This is a genomic window from Dyadobacter sp., from assembly GCF_039919315.1.
Lineage (GTDB): Bacteria > Bacteroidota > Bacteroidia > Cytophagales > Spirosomataceae > Dyadobacter.
The window spans coordinates 14197-29551 of the sequence record NZ_JBDSFX010000080.1 but is presented as its reverse complement, the minus strand read 5'-3'; the positions used below and the strand labels follow the sequence as shown (position 1 = coordinate 29551).

The 15355-nt window shown below is 45.1% G+C and carries 13 protein-coding genes and 1 pseudogene; 4 read left to right on the top strand and 10 right to left on the bottom strand.

Annotated elements, in window-relative coordinates:
- The 3 genes and pseudogenes from ABIO93_RS21815 to surE form a co-directional block, all read right to left on the bottom strand.
- Positions 1 to 804, bottom strand: a pseudogene (locus ABIO93_RS21815) (dehydrogenase); the annotation flags it as partial.
- A 65-nt stretch (positions 805 to 869) separates the two neighbouring features.
- A complete protein-coding gene (locus ABIO93_RS21810; protein WP_348071587.1) occupies positions 870 to 2168 on the bottom strand; it encodes an MFS transporter in 1299 nt (432 codons plus the stop codon).
- A 175-nt stretch (positions 2169 to 2343) separates the two neighbouring features.
- Entirely contained in the window at positions 2344 to 3078 is a 735-nt protein-coding gene (gene surE / locus ABIO93_RS21805) for a 5'/3'-nucleotidase SurE (protein WP_348071585.1), read from the bottom strand.
- 84 nt (positions 3079 to 3162) lie between these two features.
- Here surE and ABIO93_RS21800 point away from each other — a divergent pair, with 84 nt between their 5' ends.
- The 3 genes from ABIO93_RS21800 (at position 3163) to ABIO93_RS21790 (ending at position 5509) form a co-directional block, all read left to right on the top strand.
- On the top strand, positions 3163 to 4071 hold the full coding sequence (locus ABIO93_RS21800; protein ID WP_348071583.1) for a diacylglycerol kinase family protein: 909 nt from the start codon (positions 3163 to 3165) through the stop codon (positions 4069 to 4071).
- 107 nt (positions 4072 to 4178) lie between these two features.
- On the top strand, positions 4179 to 5183 hold the full coding sequence (locus ABIO93_RS21795) for an NAD(P)/FAD-dependent oxidoreductase (RefSeq protein ID WP_348071581.1): 1005 nt from the start codon (positions 4179 to 4181) through the stop codon (positions 5181 to 5183).
- 2 nt (positions 5184 to 5185) lie between these two features.
- Complete coding sequence (locus ABIO93_RS21790) at positions 5186 to 5509, top strand: 2Fe-2S iron-sulfur cluster-binding protein (RefSeq protein ID WP_348071579.1); 324 nt, start codon at positions 5186 to 5188, stop codon at positions 5507 to 5509.
- A gap of 73 nt (positions 5510 to 5582) precedes the next feature.
- Here ABIO93_RS21790 and ABIO93_RS21785 read toward each other — a convergent pair whose 3' ends face one another.
- The gene (locus ABIO93_RS21785; protein WP_348071577.1) at positions 5583 to 6275 is read right to left on the bottom strand and encodes an SGNH/GDSL hydrolase family protein; all 693 of its coding nucleotides are present in this window, start codon (positions 6273 to 6275) and stop codon (positions 5583 to 5585) included.
- A 98-nt stretch (positions 6276 to 6373) separates the two neighbouring features.
- Positions 6374 to 7195 (bottom strand): maleylpyruvate isomerase family mycothiol-dependent enzyme, encoded by an 822-nt coding sequence (locus ABIO93_RS21780; protein ID WP_348071575.1) that lies wholly within the window; start codon positions 7193 to 7195, stop codon positions 6374 to 6376.
- Positions 7196 to 7361: 166 nt separating this feature from the next.
- Between ABIO93_RS21780 and ABIO93_RS21775 the strand changes: the two genes are divergently transcribed.
- Positions 7362 to 8084 (top strand): peptidase, encoded by a 723-nt coding sequence (locus ABIO93_RS21775; RefSeq protein ID WP_348071573.1) that lies wholly within the window; start codon positions 7362 to 7364, stop codon positions 8082 to 8084.
- A 115-nt stretch (positions 8085 to 8199) separates the two neighbouring features.
- Here ABIO93_RS21775 and ABIO93_RS21770 read toward each other — a convergent pair whose 3' ends face one another.
- From ABIO93_RS21770 to ABIO93_RS21750, 5 genes are all read right to left on the bottom strand, one after another.
- Complete coding sequence (locus ABIO93_RS21770) at positions 8200 to 10521, bottom strand: MMPL family transporter (RefSeq protein WP_348071571.1); 2322 nt, start codon at positions 10519 to 10521, stop codon at positions 8200 to 8202.
- Positions 10522 to 10654: 133 nt separating this feature from the next.
- Positions 10655 to 11827 carry an SAM-dependent methyltransferase gene (locus tag ABIO93_RS21765; RefSeq protein ID WP_348071569.1) on the bottom strand — a complete coding sequence of 391 codons (1173 nt, stop codon included), beginning with the start codon at positions 11825 to 11827 and terminating at the stop codon, positions 10655 to 10657.
- Positions 11824 to 13629, bottom strand: a complete 1806-nt coding sequence (locus ABIO93_RS21760) for a sensor histidine kinase (protein ID WP_348071567.1) — start codon at positions 13627 to 13629, stop codon at positions 11824 to 11826. The genes ABIO93_RS21765 and ABIO93_RS21760 overlap by 4 nt, the downstream gene beginning before the upstream one ends.
- Before the next feature lie 165 nt (positions 13630 to 13794).
- Positions 13795 to 14421, bottom strand: a complete 627-nt coding sequence (locus ABIO93_RS21755) for a DNA-3-methyladenine glycosylase (RefSeq protein ID WP_348071565.1) — start codon at positions 14419 to 14421, stop codon at positions 13795 to 13797.
- Positions 14422 to 14425: 4 nt separating this feature from the next.
- Positions 14426 to 15313: a YicC/YloC family endoribonuclease gene (locus tag ABIO93_RS21750; protein WP_348071563.1), complete on the bottom strand. Its 888-nt coding sequence runs from the start codon at positions 15311 to 15313 to the stop codon at positions 14426 to 14428.
- Positions 15314 to 15355 lie beyond the last annotated feature (42 nt).

The following is a 15355-nucleotide window of genomic DNA, read 5'->3' as shown; positions in this document are numbered from 1 at the left end:
ATAACCGGCAACGCCTCTCTGGTTTTTGTTGGAGGCACCTAAGCCAGCAGGAAAGTAATCGCCCAGCAGATTTTGAGAATTATTATTGTAGTAAAGTCGTCCGTAATTGTCCTGGCAAATGCCCCATTGACCTCTGAAATGCGTATGCTCAATGAGCCATTTGCTACCTACTTTGCGATAACGTTTGTCGGATTTGGCATTGTAGATCCAGTTATCCATTGCACGCAGCAGGCCATTGGGCTGGTGCTCGACATTACCTCCCTCGGTATATTTATCATCCACCAGCATTCTTTTTCCGGCTTTGTCATTCTTGATCTCGTAAAACCAGAGGTTGGTAGGCTCGGCAACCAGTATGCCATTTTCGATCAGGCAAATGGCTCTCGGCAATACCAGTGAATCGATAATTACCGTTCGGTTATCGTACACGCCATCTTTGTCCTTATCGTCCAGGATTACAATGTTGCCATTGGGGATGTCCTCGCCGGTCCCGATGGTGTCAGGCATATAACCGGTCATTTCCACGACCCACATTCTCGCTTTATCGTCGAACTGCATAGCCACCGGCGAGCTTACCAACGGCTCGGAAGCCACCAGTTTTACCTCAAAACCATCTTCAATCTGCATTTTAGCGATGGTCTTTTCGGGGGAAATAAAAGGCGATCTGCCTGGCGTTTCCGCCGCAGTTTCCTGTTTGGCGACTTCCTGGGCAGCAGGTACCTTCGACGCGGTTTGTTTATTTGACTTACAATAGATCAGCGTAAAGGAAACGGCCAGAAAAAGGAAGTGATAGCGGTACTTTTTCATTTCAATATATTAATTCTGCAAAATTAGTAGCGTTGTGGTAACTGTGTAACAGTCAGTTTTAAAACTTAATCTCTTAACGATTCTTCAACCGGTTTCATATTTTTGGTCAAAAAATGAATGATCACCCAGGCGACAAAATAAGCCAATCCGCAGATCATGAACAAAATATTGTACCCGGCGCCGATATTTCCTGTTCCTTTATAGTAATCCAAGAGCGCGCCAACCAGCAACGGGAAGAATGTAGAACCCAGTGAACCGGCCATTCCGCCGATGCCTACCACCGAACTTACCGCTCGTTTTGGGAAAATATCAGATACGACAGTGAAAATATTAGCACTCCAAGCCTGGTGGGCTGCGGTGGCAATGCTAATGATCCCTACAACTACCCAAATGTTAGTCGCAAACTGCGCAAGAATGATCGGGAGCACTGCAAAGGCCACGATCAGCAATGTGGTTTTCCTTGCCCGCAATGGTGCCCAGCCGATTTTGATTAAATAAGAAGACAAATATCCGCCGCCAATGCTACCGAATGTGGTAGCCGTGTAAACGATTGCTAAATGCAGACTAGGCTTTTTAAGATCTAATGCGAATGTGGTTGCAAAGTAGGAGGGTAGCCAGAATAGAAAAAACCACCACACCGGATCAGTCAGGAATTTACCTACAATGAAAACCCACGTCTGGCGAAGTTGTATAAGTTTGGTCCAATGGATCGGTTTCTGGACTTCTCCGGCCACCACTTCATTATCGCTGTGGATGTATTCGTATTCCTCAGGCGTTACTTTTTTATGACGGGAAGGGATTTCGTAGAATAACCACCAGAATATCAACCAGATAAAGCCCAGCGCGCCGGTGATCAGAAACGCCTCCCGCCAGCCGTAAGCACCTAAAAGCCAGGGTACTAAAATGGGGGCTGCGACTGCCCCGATACTGGTACCGGAGTTGAAAATACCGGTTGCCAATGCACGCTCACGTTTTGGAAACCATTCAGCGGTAGCTTTCACTGCCGCAGGAAAGTTACCTGCCTCACCCAGACCTAAAAGTGCGCGAACTGCTCCGAATCCATAGGTGCTTTTGACCAATGCGTGCAAAATGGCGGCAATGCTCCAAATAATAATGGATATAGAATAGCCCAGTTTGGAGCCGATTTTGTCAATAATGTTTCCGAAAACAATGTAACCCAGCGCGTAGAAGCCCGCAAAAACCATTACAATGTTGGCATAGTCACTTTCAGTCCAGTTGAATTCCGTTTCAAGAGTGGGTTTCAGTAATCCGAGAATCTGTCTGTCGATGTAATTGATTGTGGTGGCAAAAAATAATAAAGCACAAATAACCCAGCGGTAATTGCCTATTTTGGTTTGTTTCATAGTGAAGAAAAAGAATTTCTCGGATTCAGGAATGGATTAAAATTGTCTGTCAGAAAAGAAGACGTTTTTTTGGCCATTCTACCCCTTAATTCAGCTACAAAGACTTTATAAAAAAGAATCCTGCCCCTAAAAATAGTAATTGAAGGGCAGGATTCCGTGATAATGAACGTGATTATCAGACGATAGGATAGGCTAGTTGTGCTTTGATCAGCTCGGCCTCATTCGTCAGATCAAGGCGCAATGGTGTGATCGAAACAAAGTGATTTTCAATCGCCCAGCGGTCGGTACCTTCCTCGGCCGGTTCTAATGGTATGACGGTAAACCAGTAATGTTTTCTGCCCATTGGATCAAGCGCCGGGACTATATTATTGTCGTAAAGTCGCACCGACTGCCTGGTCCACCGCACCCCCTGCGGATTGTGCGGGAAATTGACATTGACAAGATTAAGATGTGGATTTTTGAAAAGCAGGTCTAACGCTCTTTCTACAAATGGGTCCAATGCATCAAAATCGGGTTCAATGTCGGTGGGAGTGCTCAATGCAATGCCCTTGATACCGAAAAGTACCGCTTGCTTGGCAGCTGCTAATGTTCCGGAGTGCCACATGGCATTTCCCAAGTTGGGCCCCAGGTTAATTCCGGAAAGTACTACATCAGGTTTATCCCACAAATGCTGACCGAGCGCAACGCAGTCGGCAGGTGTCCCATTGACGCGATAGGCATCTATACCATTAAAATCGATAGGCGATTTTTTATAAGAAAGCGGTCTGGAAGCTGTGATGGCATGGCCCATGGAAGACTGTTCCACATCAGGTGCCACAATTTTTACCTCTCCGAACCTTGAAGCAATTTTAGCCAAGGCAGCAATTCCGGGACTATAAATTCCATCGTCGTTTGTTACCAGGATTTTCATACGTATATCGTTTTTACGGTTATTCTAATAAAATTATGCCTGGTATGTTTTTTATAAATTCACATATATCCTAACCATCGCTGTATGAAAAAAACGAACCTTTTGCACAACCCGACTGCCGGGGACAATGATTTTTCTAAAATAGAACTTGTTAAATTAATCGAGGAAGAAGGGTTTGAATGTGCCTATTCGTCCGTGAAAGAGGATGGCTGGGATGCATTTGATGAGCAAACAGATTTTCTGATCATTGCCGGAGGCGATGGCACAGTCCGAAGAGTGGCGAAGGCGTTGATGAAAAGAAAACTGCTAGAAAAGCAGTACCCGCTCGCATTGCTTCCTCATGGTACGGCTAACAACATTGCCGGCGCGCTGCAAATCTCAGGCGAAGCGCGGGACATTGTCGTGAAATGGCACCACAACCATTTACAAACTTTTGATATAGGTAAGGTTCACGGAATCAGGGACGGTTTGTTTTTTCTGGAAGCATTTGGCTACGGGATTTTCCCAAGACTGATGAAGGTAATGAGCAAAATTGAGGATGAGATCGGGGAGAGTGTGGAGGAAAAATTAAAAGCGGCAAGGGCAGTGCTATACGATATCGTATTAAATTATGAAGCCCGGCCCTGTAAGATCATTGCCGATGGAGTGGACCATTCCGGCGAATATATTATGGTGGAAGTCATGAACATTCGCTCTCTCGGACCCAACCTGGTATTGGCGCCCGATGCGGATCCCGGTGATGGCTACCTGGACCTCGTGCTAATTTCGGAAGCACATCGGAAGAAGTTCGAATCCTTTCTGCTGAGCCAGATCAATGGGGAAAAAGGCCATGAAATTAATTTTACTACTATTCGTGCCAAAAACCTGAAAATCGTTTGGGAAGGAAAAGATGTCCACGCCGACGACGAGCGTCTTAAAATGGAAGGAACGGTGGAAGTAAACATTGAAATTTTAAGGGATATGATGCAGTTCATGATCACTGACGACAAATGATGATAACTTATAGTTATTACGGATAACCAATTGTGATTGGCGTAGGGTATGAATGGGAAGTACTTTTGGAGTATCAAAATTTCCAAAATTCTCATTCATACTTTAATATGATTACCACAGATATTTGCATCATCGGCGCCGGACCAGTCGGCCTTTTCGCAGTGTTCGAAGCCGGATTACTAAAAATGCGTTGCCACCTCATCGACGCATTGCCCATAGTGGGCGGACAACTTGCCGAAATTTATCCTCAAAAACCCATCTACGATATTCCAGGGGCTCCCGGTATCATTGCCGAGGACCTTGTTAAAAATCTTTTGATCCAGATCGAGGAATTTAAACCCGGATTTACGTTAGGCGAACGCGTTCAATCTCTTGAAAAACAGGAGGATGAAAGCTACATTGTTACTACCAATGAAGGCACCGCAGTGCATTGTAAAGTAGTCGTGATCGCTGCCGGGCTGGGTAGTTTTGAGCCACGGAAGCCAGCCGTAGAACGACTTGAGTATTTTGAAGGCAAGGGTGTACATTATATGGTGAAAAAGCCCCAACAGTTCCGAAATCAGCATGTGGTACTTGCCGGCGGCGGCGACTCTGCCCTTGACTGGACGATATTTCTTGCGGACATTGCCTCACGGGTGACGCTTGTACACAGGGGAGACACATTCAGGGGGGCGCCCGACTCTGCGGAAAAAGTATTTGAACTCGCTGAAAAAGGAAAAATCAACCTCATACTGCAATCACAGGTCAGCAGCCTGGGCGGAAACGGTGTCTTGAAAGAGGTTTCGATTTTGGGAAATGATAAATCCATCACTACCATTCCTACCGACCACTTTATCCCACTTTTTGGCCTCAGCCCAAAACTCGGCCCGATCGCTGACTGGAAGCTAGGCGTTGAAAAATCCGCAGTGACCGTCAATACAGTCGACTACTCTACCAATGTGGAGCGGATCTATGCCATTGGCGATATTAATACCTATCCCGGAAAGCTGAAACTGATCCTTTGCGGATTTCACGAGGCGGCGATTATGATGCAGAGCGCATTTAAATACGTATATCCAGATCAGAAATTGAGTTTCAAATACACAACCGTTAACGGTGTTAACGCATTTTAGCCATGATCAATATCACGATAGAAAATAACGAAGGCGAGCGCCAGGACCTGGAAGTGCCAGTTGATATGGGTTTCAATTTAATGGAAATCCTCAAAGCCTGCGAATACGATATTATGGCGACCTGTGGCGGTATGGGGTTATGCGCCACCTGCCATATAGAAGTACTAGCAGGAGCGGACAAACTTCCTGAATGCAATGACACTGAGCTGACGACGTTGGACACACTGCCTGATGCCGATATGAATAGTCGCTTATCGTGCCAAATCCGTCCCAGTCTGGAAATGAATGGTCTGGTAATCAGGCTGAAAGCTTTGCAGGAAGCGTAATAAAGGTTATAGAATTTTGGAATAATAGTACATAAACCTTCCCGAAACACTCGGGAAGGTTTTTAGTGTTATCTCAAAGTAGTGACTTTACTTTCGGCAGCGCCTCATTGACCCATAACTGATGCATTTTTCCGGAGTAGTGAAGCTTATCATCGGCGAGCATCGCCGGATCATTTAATGCTTTTCTGGAAATGTCGGTGATGTTGATGAAAACTACTTTTTCCCTGTCACATTCTTCTTTTGCGACTTTGTTAAAATTGTCAATCTCGGCGCCAATTTTTTCACGGTTACCAGCACCATAAGGTGTTACGCCCCAGTCGGGAATGGATAGTACAAACACTTTGGATGCTGCGCCGCTGGCATATCCGATACTTTTTAAAAGCAGTTCGCGAAATTCCTTCCGGTACTCTTCTATATCTCTCCCCCGATACTGGTTATTCACGCCGATCAGCAGCGAAACCACGTCATACTGATTGGACGGTTTGTGGTTTTCCAGGGCGTTGAGCAGGTCGCGGGTTGTCCAGCCAGTGAGTGCGATAATCTCAGGATTCTTTACTGATTTTCCTGCATTTGTCAAGTCCTTGGCCAGTATGACCGGCCATCTTTCGGCTATGGTGACGCTCTCTCCAATGGTGTAGGAATCTCCCAGTGCGAGGTATTTCAGTCCGGGCGTGTCGTCGTTATTGCTTTGGCCCGCAGGCGCCGGATTGCTCTTGCAGCACATAAGCATCAGGCATAGTGTGAGTAGTATGGAATAGCGTTTCATGTTAACATATACCTCAGTGATGCCTGTTTGGATCGATTGGGGTTTATTTTTAACAGTGTTAAATTTTTAAACTGCGTCACTTCAACCATCAATCACGGTTAGGCCATGACAGCAATGAGGTTTAAAGCAACGGCAGCAAGGGCCTCATTCCCGGTTAAAATAACCGTTTGTGACGCCTGAGCGGGCGTCAATGCTTTGGTGAAGAGCTTCCACGCGGTATCTGCATCCAGTTGAATGCCTGCAACCGGCTGGGTTGTAAATTCTTTCGCGATTTCCCAGCGATCCTGATGTCGGACCAGGTACCAGTCCATGGATCCTTCCAATGTAATTTGAATGTGAATTCCGGTTCCCAAAGATGCGTTGGTGTTACGATAGGTATGCGGCAACCCGCGGAGTAATGTCTCAATAAATGGTGAAAACAGTTCCCGCGTCATAATCCCTGGCTGACCAACGGCGTCGCGGATCTGTTGCTGGTGATGCCATTTTTCGGTGTACTCACGTGCAATGTGAAACCAGTTTTTGGAAATTTGCTCGCCTGCCCAAGCCACTGAGAAAATTGCGTCGGTGTCCATTTCTTGCGTTTGCATCAGTTCAGAATACTGTGCTCCGGTAGTTTCCAGCAGATCTGTCAACACTTGCGGGCTTAGTCTCCTGGATGCATGTACCCAATCCGCATTCAATTGATTAAGAAAACCCACCAGATCAGCGTACGAGTTGATTTCACGATCCGGCGGTGTGCTGTGCGCGTCCCGTACCATCGACAATGCACGCAGGTTTCCATCCAGCAGGTGAGCGGCCACATCTTTCACAGTCCACAATTTCGCAACGGTAGGCCTGTTCCAATCGTCGGGTGAAAGTGATCGTAAAAGTTTGATCAGTTTAGCGTCCAGTAGTGGGAAAAGGTGTACGGTTTCAATCATATTGACAGGCAATGTTATTTTGCAATTTGAAAAAAATAATGATTAAAACGGACTTTTTTGACCGATCCGTTATTCAATTTGGTACTTTTGAGGCTGTTTAAGTACTTGTCCCGTCAAATCGAACATTGAAAAACACGGTTGCGGGACAAAATATAAATTAAGAAAAATGACTTATTGCTTAGGAATAAAAGTAAAAGAAGGGCTTGTGGCATTGGCCGACACCCGCATTACAGCTGGCACGAATACAACTGTAAAAAAGAAAATGTATGTGACCCAAAAAGATAATTATTCTCTTTTTATCATGACTAGCGGGCTGCGGTCCGTGCGGGATAAGGCGGTACACTATTTTGAAGACCTGATCAGCGAAGGCGTCGTTTACAACAAGCTTTACAAGGCCGTCAATGCCTTTGGTGAGCAGATCAAGCGGGTTGCAGAGGAAGACAGGGCTTCGCTTGAACGCGCTGGTTTGAAATTTAACCTGAACACAATCGTAGGCGGGCAGTTGAAGGACGATGCGGAACACAAGCTGTTTTTGCTCTATTCGGAAGGCAACTGGGTGGAGCTCGACGAGGGTTCTCCTTACGTAATCATTGGGAATTCAGGCCAGGGAAAGGCTATTTTGAACAGGGTACTGAATGAAAAATCGACCATGAAGCAGGCTTTGAAAGCTGGTTTCCTGTCTTTCGATTCAACAAGAGTGAGTAATAATGACGTGGATTTTCCGATCGATGTGGTTCTTTACAAAAAAGACAGCTTTAAGATCGTTGAGCACCGATACGAAAAGAAGGATCTGGAACAGATTTCAGATATCTGGGCCGATAAATTAAAACAGGCACTCGACGACATTCCGGAAGAGTGGATGGATCAGAGTTTTGAGAAAATAGAATGATAAAATAAGCCAAAAAATGCCGGTTGATAGTCAGCCGGCATTTTTTTTTGTATTTCAAATCAAGTGCTACTCCGCACCCTGTTTATCGATCAGATTAGCATTGTCTGGTGTGCACTCAAGTCGGTTTCACATCCTTACCCTGGCGTTTGGCGATTGACAAAAGCAAAGCAGGCAGAAGGATCAGGTTGGTACACATTGCCACCAGCAAGGTAATGGAGACCATCACACCCATTGCAGCCGTACCCCCAAAACTTGACGCAGAAAATATGATAAACCCGCAAAAAAGGATCACAGCGGTGTAAATCATGCTCAGCCCGGTTCCGAATATGGATTGAGTGACTGCATTCGAAGGTGTTAAACCATTCTTATAGAGTTCTTCGCGGTAACGGGTCAGAAAATACACCGTACCATCGGATGCAATGCCGAATGTGATACTGAAAATCAGAATGGTGGTCGGTTTGAAATAGATTCCAAAATAACCCATGATACCGGCCGTCAATGCAAGCGGGATAAGGCAGGGGAGTTTGGAAAGTAAAATAATTGGAACAGAACGGAAAAGTACCATGCCGACAATGGCAATGAGACCGATGGCAATTAACAGACTTTCGTACAAATTGCTTAGCAGGTAATCATTGCTTTTCAGGAACACCAGACTGTGGCCGGTAAGGCTCACTTTGTATTTTGCAGGACTGAAAATCGAATCCACTTTCGGCCTGATCTGCTGCATTAACTGCTTAATGCGCACTGAACCGACATCTGCCATTTGAAAACTGACACGCGTTACGCTTTTGTCAGCATTCAGGAAGGAATTCATCTGCTTTGCGGCGCCTTGTTGTCCCTGAACGTAATTGGTCAGTTTATTTAACTCCAACACGCCTGGCAATGCATAATATTTGGCATCTCCGCCGCGATAAGCCTGGTAGAGGAACCTCGAAGCTTCTACCACTGATACCGGTTTGGAGAATTCAGGAAACTTAGCCATTTCGTTCTGAAAGGCCTTTATTTTATACAATGCCTCGGCTTGGTCAGCAAATATGCCATTGGGTTGCTTGGTATTGATCATCACCTCAAAAGGTAACACGCCGTGGAAGTTCTTTTCAAAAAACCGCAAGTCGGTGTAAACCACATCCTTTTTCGGAAGGTCGTCAACTACATAACCGATGGTTTTGATTTTGGTCATTCCATAAGCGGAGACAATGATCATGACGACCATGGCCATGTATATTTCTTTGCGCTTGTAATGCACTAGATAATTGACTTTTCTCAGAAAGCCGGTCGCCCATTTTCCTTCCAGGTGTTTCAAATGCCGCGCCTTGGGCACTGCCATATAATGTAATGTGATCGGAAGCAGGATGAGGCAAATCACATAGGTTGCCATGACACTGATCGCGGCAACAACCCCAAATTCTACTAGCAAAATGCTATTGGTGAAATAGAAAACCCCAAAACCAATGGCCGTGGTCATATTGGCCAGGAACGTAGACAAGCCTATCTGGCGGATCATTTCCAGCAATGCTTCATCTTTATCATTATGCGATCGCAGCTCGGTCTGATATTTGTTGATCAGAAAAACGCAGTTTGGAACGCCGATGACAATCAACAGCGGAGGTAGCAGACCGGTAAGGGCGGTGATTTTATAATTAAACAAATGAAGTATCCCGACCGAAAATATGACCCCGATCAAAACAACGACAATAGATAGCAATGTGAGTCTAAGTGACCTGAAAAATGCCCACAGGATCAGTAACGTCACGAATACGGCCAGTCCCATGAAAAGCTCCATTTCGCTGGATATTTTCTTCATATTGATTGTCCTGATATACGGCATTCCCGAATAGTGGAGGTCGGTGCTGTATTTGATGGCGAATTGTTCAGCCATTGCTTCAATGTCGCCTACGATCGAAAGGCGACGTTTTGAGTTCAGGTCCTTGTCATTGAAGGTGACGACGATCAGCGTTGCGTTGGTTTTGCTGTTGAGGATAAGCCCTTCATATATGGGTAAATTAAGAATTTCCTTTTTAATGCTGTCCGCTTCCACCTGGGTAGAAGGCACTTGCCGGATTACAGGCGCGAAGTCAAACTGCGTGAGGCTGTCGTTGCGGACGATTTTGTAAACATTAGCCAGCGAGAGCACATTCTTGATTCCTTCTGTCTCCCTGATTTGCTGCGAGAGTTTGCACCAATCGCGAAATTTATTGATTTCAAAAAGTTGCGGGTCCTGCCAGCCGATCACCATCACGCTGCCATCTTCGCCAAATAGCTTCCTGAAATCCTGATATTCTTTTTCAACAGGGTCATTGGATGGCAATATCCTTGCAAAATTGTAGGAGAGTTCAATCTTACTTGCTTCGTAGGCCATAAAGACCGTTGATACTAACACTAATGCAACCCACAAAAGCCGGTAGCGGATAATGCAAGTCGCTATCTTATTCCACATATTAAGTTAATCAGGTTTCCTCAAAAAGTTGCAAATATACGCACGGACACGGGAAAGTGGGGTGTCGATGTGATATATATGCGAATGTAGCGGTGTATGCAAAAGGCGATCCAGGGAATAAAAGTCAGTTGATCTATAATCCCGCCATTCTTTCCAGGTGATGATATTCAATGCCAAAGTAGGCTTTTGCATCCTTGATTTTTTTCAGAATGGCAGCTTGGTCGGGTTGGTTACGGCGGTCTTTAATACCAACTACCATGACGTTTTTTGGAGTATGTGCATCTGAAATGAATTCAAAAACCTTGGTTTTATAGCCATAGTATTCCAGTATCATCGCTCTGATCCCATCGGTCACCATTTCAGCTTGTCGTTCCAAAAAGATGCCGTATTTGGTTAAAAAACGGACATCATTTTCAGCTTTGTGTTGCTCGATCTGCCGACGGATCTGTTTATGGCAACAGGGCGCGACCACGATCAGGTCGGAACCTGCGGTTATGCCTTTGTAAATAGCATCGTCGGTGGCCGTATCACAAGCATGCAGCGCGATCAGCACATTGGTGCCGACACTGTCGAAGGCTTCAATAGTTCCTTCCGTGAATGTCAAATTCTGGAAACCGGTTTCGCTCGCGATCCGGTTGCAAAGTTGCACGAGGTCAGGACGGAATTCCACGCCGGTCACACTGGCCTTTAACCCCAGCACGTTATGGAGGTAATCGTACAAGGCAAATGTGAGATAACCCTTACCCGAGCCCATATCCGCTACTTTAATCTGGCCATCCGTTGGGATTTCTTTGATCAGACTACTCAGAAGCTCAATGTAATGATTGATCTGTTTGTACTTGTCCTGCGCATTTTTGAAGACATTACCTTGTTGATCGGTAATGTTAAGTTGTTGCAGATAAGGTTTGTCCTGGGCGGAAATCAGGCGGCTTTTGGCTCTGTCATGTTCTAATGAAGGAGCTTCTGCCATTTCGGAAAGCTTCTTTTTCAATGTCTGCTTCCCGTTTTTCAAAATTTCAAATTGCAGCTCAAATGCACTGGTCAGAAGTGTCGCCACATGAAAATCGCTGCCAATCCATTTTTGTAGCAAGTCTTTTGTTTCATCCGGAGAATAGTTCTTAACAATGTCCCTGGTCTTGTAGCGATAAGTAAAGCTGAACTTTTCTTCGTGACGGATCAGCGTTTTTTTGATATAGATATTTTTGAGATTTTCCTCGCTTCCCTTGTAGTTGCCTAGTGAAAGCTTGTTAAAAGTATTTTCCTGCTGGCTCGTCTCAAATGCTGTTATAAACTCCTGTATTTTCATCGTATGATGACCTTTGGTATTTCAATTTCCACTTTCGTTCCACTCAGCTCCTCGGTATGAATCTGAATTTTGCCTTTCAGGCTTTCGACCCTGTTTTTGACATTTTTAAGACCCACGCCCTGGCGGGATGGTTCAATCATTCCCGTGCCGTTATCACTAACAACCATTGTAATGTTTTTTAGGTTTTCCGTCAGGTCAATAATTGCCTTATTAGCGCCGGAATGCTTAATAATGTTGTTGGTCAATTCGAGTACAATGCTGTAAAGTTCAAACTCGATTTTGTTATTGAGCCGCTTGCTGAGGCCGGAAATGTTAAAAGTGAACTCAATGTTCTTGTTTTCGTTCAGCTTCCCGATCAGCCTGTCAAGTGCAGTGGTTAGTCCGTGCTCTTCCAGTTCGGCGGGCATCAGGTTATGTGACAGACTGCGTACCTCCCGATAGGCCGAGCCGACCATCTGGTGAACGCTGTCGTAAATTTTCTTCTCTTCCTCGGAAAGTATTTTTTTATCAATTCCATAAAGGTACCAGTTCAACGAAGCCAATGTTCCGCCTAAATGATCGTGTAATTCGGCTGCAACACGCTTCCTTTCAATGGTTTGTCCTTGAATAAGCGCTTCCTGTATCTCCGCATTTTTCCGTCTTAATTTTTTATTATTAAACCACAGGAATATGGTGAAAGCAATGATCAGACAGGAAAATCCGATCAGGAATTGCTGCGCCGCCCGCTGCTCGGAAATGATCTTTTGCTGGATTTCGGAATCCATCACCTCGTTATCATACATGAGTTGGTACATGGTATATTGCCGTTTCACCGACTCGTCATGGATCATCCTGCGCGTGTGATTTACCTTCTGGCTATAATCCAGCGCTACGGCAAGCATGTTTTTGGCTTTGTAAGACCGCGACAGCGTCACCAGGGCCCAGTTGGTTTGCTGGGTGGAATGATAAATTTTAGAATATTCAAGGGCCTTCAGGCCAAATTCTATCGACTTATCATATTGTTTTTGGTAATAGTATGTATTGCTCAGGTCGTTCAGGCAGTTGACCTGGCCATAACGGTTGTTAATTTTTTCAAACAATGCTAAACTCTTTTTAAAGTATTTTTCAGCTTCTACATGATTGTCCTGACGAACGTTCATATATCCCTTACTTTGGAGTACAGTGGCCCTTCCCCAATCTGAATTCATTTTATCAAACATCTTGTAAGACTGATCATAATATCTCATGGCATCTTTGTACATGGCTTTCTCACGGTAAGAGTTACCGAGGTTTTCGATACCCAGCGCCCGGGAGCTATCGGCTCCGAGTTGGGTAAAAATCACAATAGCCTGCTCATAGTTGATGCGAGCTGAGTCCCACTGGCGGTATTCGGAATAACTTTCTCCAAGAAATCTTTTGGCGTGTGCCGTATACATTGGTAGACCGAGCTCGTGTGCGAGTGTCATTGTTTCATTGGACAACTCCCGCAAAACGTCATAGCTGCCGTCCAGAAGATAGTATGTGCTTAACAGGTTGTAAGCAAGCACCTTACCTTTGTTCCATTGATGTTTTTGAGATAGTCGCAACACATGTTTGGAATAGAACATGGATTTCTCTGCGTCCTGAAACAGGTAAGTAGATGCCAGTTTATGGTATTTTAAAATCAGGACAGTGTCTTCCGCAAAATCATCCTGAGGAATAAAATTCAGGACTTTTGCGGCTTTTTCAGCAGCAGTTTCATTCTTGCCCGGTGATGAGCATTGGCTGCCGGTCAGAAAAATAACTAGTAACGAGAGGAAAATCAGTTGAGGAGAGTAGGTCATATTTTACTCAATGCCATGTCGGTTAGGTTTCCAAGCGAACCGGAAAGAGTGGAAGGATTTCATATTGTACGTCAAGATTAGGGGTTTTGCAACTCAAAGATAAAGAATGAATTGTAAATCATATAGGATATTACTGGATTGAATTGAATTTTTTGAAGTCGATTGTCACCAGGGTTTACTCACGAAAGGATTGTTTTTAATGTAGTATCGGTAGGGGAGGTCAACACCGACGTTGATCCCGACCCGGGGGGAGATAACCGTCTCAAAATCTGAGAGAACGGGTTCGTTCATATATAAAGTGTCGCCGGTCAGCAAAATATTATTGTGAATGGCGCGGTCTATTCCCATTGCCTTGGCCAGCTTTCCCGGACCCCGACAAAGTTCTTTCAGACCAACTGGTTTTGAAAACGTAGTTACTTCGTGTTTTCGGTAGATCAAACCACGGCGGAGCGCCATGAGATCGGTTCCTGAGGTGGGCTGTAAAGCACGGACGAGGACCGCTTCGCCAATCCCTTCTCTGTTGCTAACTACATTGAAGCATTGGTACATGCCGTAGATTAGGTACACATAACTAGTGCCGGCGGGACCATACATCGGCTCGGTCCTGGTGGTTCTTCTGTTAAAAGCGTGACAGGCGGGGTCGTCTTGCAGGTATGCCTCCGTTTCAACAATAATCCCGCTGGTGATGCCATCGGGACTATCGTGAACGAGTTCGCACCCCAGCAGTTTGCGCGCCAGGGTGCGAGTATCATCAGATTGAAAGAAAGAAAGCGAGAGCTTGTTTCCGGACATCCGGTTAGATAATGTTCATGGTTTGTTCCTTGATCTTTTCCAATTCATCCTTCATCTGAACCACCAGATGTTGAATGGTTACGTCATTCGCTTTGGAGCCAATGGTATTGATCTCTCTGCCGATTTCCTGTGCGATAAAATTCAGCTTCTTACCATTACTTTCGGGCGCCTTCATGGTTTCCAGGAAGTAGGTGAGGTGATTGGCCAGACGGATTTTTTCCTCTGAAATATCAAATTTTTCGACATAGTAAATTAATTCCTGTTCGAAGCGGTTGGGGTCAAAGTTATCATCGGACAACAGTTCGCGAACCTGCTTTTCGAGTCTTTCGCGTACCGATGGTATCCGAAGCTTATCCTGCTCAGAAACACTATCCAGCAGATTCTGAATAATGTTAATGTAATCGGAGAATTTGTCAGAAGTCATTTTACCCTCCTGCTCCCTGAAAACAGTACACTTCCGGATTGCTTCCAGCACTGCCACCTTAATCTGAGTCCAGTCATTTTCTTTGCCAGAATCATCAACAGTTTCATTGTTGTATGCATTCGGCATTTGCAGGGCAATTCGGAACAATTCCGTTGCGTCCGGCGCGAACCCCAGATCATTTGCTGTGCCGGAAAGATCGGTATAGTAAGCATTCACCAATGCCCTGTTGACAGAAGTGGAAGCGACAGTCTTGCCGATAGGCTGAACCGTGAGGGTGAATTCCACTTTTCCACGTTCCAGAGACTGCGTAATCAAATTACGTATCTCTATTTCTCTTTCGGAAAAATTACGCGGTATGCGGCAATAAATGTCTAGAAACTTAGAATTCAGGGTTTTGATTTCAACGGTGACGTTGATTGAATCGGATTCGATGTTGGATACACCGTATCCGGTCATTGATTTTAACATGAGGATGTCTTTTAATTCCTTGTTCGGTACTGATTTATCTAC

Bases quoted from the DNA above. Each gene is read 5' to 3' on its own strand.
- ABIO93_RS21810 (WP_348071587.1), bottom strand. From the start codon at position 2,168: ATGAAACAAACCAAAATAGGCAATTACCGCTGGGTTATTTGTGCTTTA.
- surE (WP_348071585.1), bottom strand. From the start codon at position 3,078: ATGAAAATCCTGGTAACAAACGACGATGGAATTTATAGTCCCGGAATT.
- ABIO93_RS21800 (WP_348071583.1), top strand. From the start codon at position 3,163: ATGAAAAAAACGAACCTTTTGCACAACCCGACTGCCGGGGACAATGAT.
- ABIO93_RS21795 (WP_348071581.1), top strand. From the start codon at position 4,179: ATGATTACCACAGATATTTGCATCATCGGCGCCGGACCAGTCGGCCTT.
- ABIO93_RS21790 (WP_348071579.1), top strand. From the start codon at position 5,186: ATGATCAATATCACGATAGAAAATAACGAAGGCGAGCGCCAGGACCTG.
- ABIO93_RS21785 (WP_348071577.1), bottom strand. From the start codon at position 6,275: ATGAAACGCTATTCCATACTACTCACACTATGCCTGATGCTTATGTGC.
- ABIO93_RS21780 (WP_348071575.1), bottom strand. From the start codon at position 7,195: ATGATTGAAACCGTACACCTTTTCCCACTACTGGACGCTAAACTGATC.
- ABIO93_RS21775 (WP_348071573.1), top strand. From the start codon at position 7,362: ATGACTTATTGCTTAGGAATAAAAGTAAAAGAAGGGCTTGTGGCATTG.
- ABIO93_RS21770 (WP_348071571.1), bottom strand. From the start codon at position 10,521: ATGTGGAATAAGATAGCGACTTGCATTATCCGCTACCGGCTTTTGTGG.
- ABIO93_RS21765 (WP_348071569.1), bottom strand. From the start codon at position 11,827: ATGAAAATACAGGAGTTTATAACAGCATTTGAGACGAGCCAGCAGGAA.
- ABIO93_RS21760 (WP_348071567.1), bottom strand. From the start codon at position 13,629: ATGACCTACTCTCCTCAACTGATTTTCCTCTCGTTACTAGTTATTTTT.
- ABIO93_RS21755 (WP_348071565.1), bottom strand. From the start codon at position 14,421: ATGTCCGGAAACAAGCTCTCGCTTTCTTTCTTTCAATCTGATGATACT.
- ABIO93_RS21750 (WP_348071563.1), bottom strand. From the start codon at position 15,313: ATGTTAAAATCAATGACCGGATACGGTGTATCCAACATCGAATCCGAT.